This window comes from Massilia orientalis (assembly GCF_030411975.2).
Taxonomy (GTDB): domain Bacteria; phylum Pseudomonadota; class Gammaproteobacteria; order Burkholderiales; family Burkholderiaceae_D; genus Telluria; species Telluria orientalis.
In genome coordinates this window covers 1-1,671 of sequence record NZ_JASNRB020000073.1, presented here as the reverse complement: position 1 = coordinate 1,671, position 1,671 = coordinate 1, and the positions used below count along the sequence as shown (strand labels likewise).

Annotated in this window: 1 protein-coding gene; it reads right to left on the bottom strand. The window is 50.9% G+C overall.

Annotation, left to right across the window (positions count from 1 at the left end; genetic code table 11):
* Positions 1-1,671: DUF1302 domain-containing protein (locus QPK29_RS33400; RefSeq protein WP_400189964.1), on the bottom strand; the 1,671-nt coding region annotated here is incomplete at both ends.

The following is a 1,671-nucleotide window of genomic DNA, read 5'->3' as shown; positions in this document are numbered from 1 at the left end:
GTAAGCATTGGTGGTCGAATTGCCCCCCCAATACTTAACGTAATTGATGCCAGCTTGCCACTCCAGTGGATTCTGTGCGAAGTTCACCGCTACAGTAGTCGCCTTCACCCCCTGCATCCATAGTGCTGCAGTCGCCGATGGCGTATAACCGGAGATAGCTTGCTGATGGTAGATGCTGGGGGTTACTTGCCAACCCTGAATAATATTCCCGTCATACGTCAAACTTGCGAAAAGCGCCGCGCCCAACGAATTTGCCGTACCTTGAGTCGCTGCGATCGTATTTGCCGGGTTGGAACGATCGTACCAATATAGCCCGCCAGCTGCTGGACCTTGCACGACCGGTACCCCGTCGATAACAGAGTAGTAACGTGCATTCGGAGAAACACCTGGATAACGAATCCATGAAGCTTCCGCAAGGAAATAACCTCCGGTAGCGTGAAGAAGCTGGAGGAAGGGCGTCGTCGTCGGTGTCATGTTGTACTGTGCATTCACCGTGAGCTGCCACTTCTCGTTGTCGCGATAACCTGGGCAATTGACATTATTGCCGTTTGCATCACGCGCCGGGTTCGTGGTCGAATCCAGCGGACCGCCTGGAGCGAAACACCCGGTTAGTGCGACCGCGTCGCGAGGCCTATAAGACAGTTCTGTGCCGATGGCCCAATCGCCCAGCGGAAGGTTTGCACTCACACCGTACAAGTCACGGTTCTTCAAATAGGTCATGTCCGCCGCGGAGGCGCCGAAAGTGAAAACTGGAGTCTTATCGGTATACCGAATGTAATAAAAGCCCAGGTTGACATCAACGCTTTCCGGACGATAAGCAAAACGGATACCGTATTGATGACCTTGTTTGTGGGGTTCGATTTCATGGATCGGATAACCGAAACTTGCTAGGTCATAGGCCCCGTTGTTATTGCTGTAGACTTGGCTTTCGTACTTTTGATACACCGTCGCGTTTTTGGGATTCGCGCCATTCATCCGAGCCAAAGCTGCAGGATCGAGGCCGCCGACGTTATAATTTGGCTGTACATTGTCGTACACCAGTTGACGATATCCATCCGTGCGCCCAAAGACGTCAGATGAAGACCAATACGAGCCGACTGGTGCAAACAAATTTTTGTTCCAGTGAAACTGGTAGTACGCCTCTAGAGAAAGCTTATCAGTAACACTAGAGGTTAAACTGAGCATTGGCGCTGGCAAAATAATTTGCTTTAACTGCTGCCCAGGCGTCGCGGCTTTTTGATAATCGATTGAGTTCGTAGAGTTAATACCATAGGGCAAAAAGTAGCTTTCGCCCCAGTTGATTACCTGATTACCAACCCGTACGTGGCCGCTCTGCTCACCAATGGTGATACGTTTTTCTGCCCAAAAGTCGTACAACCGTAAATTGTGAACAACTTGGTTTTTTGCAGAGGCGCTCAAGGGCGTGCGCTCTGTCTTATCGGCTACTCCGTCATAAAGAGCCGCAGCGCGAACCATCAATTTATAGTCATCATTAGGCGCGCGGAGCAATAGCTCGCTCGTGACTGAGCCGTAGGCACTATAGAATTGATTTTTCCGATAATTCAGATCCCCGTCATCGCCATTCGACCATAATTGAACGTTCGCGCCGGAACCACAACCAAACGACGTTGGGTCACCCGTCAGGGAACAACTAGGATTCTTGAGGCGAAT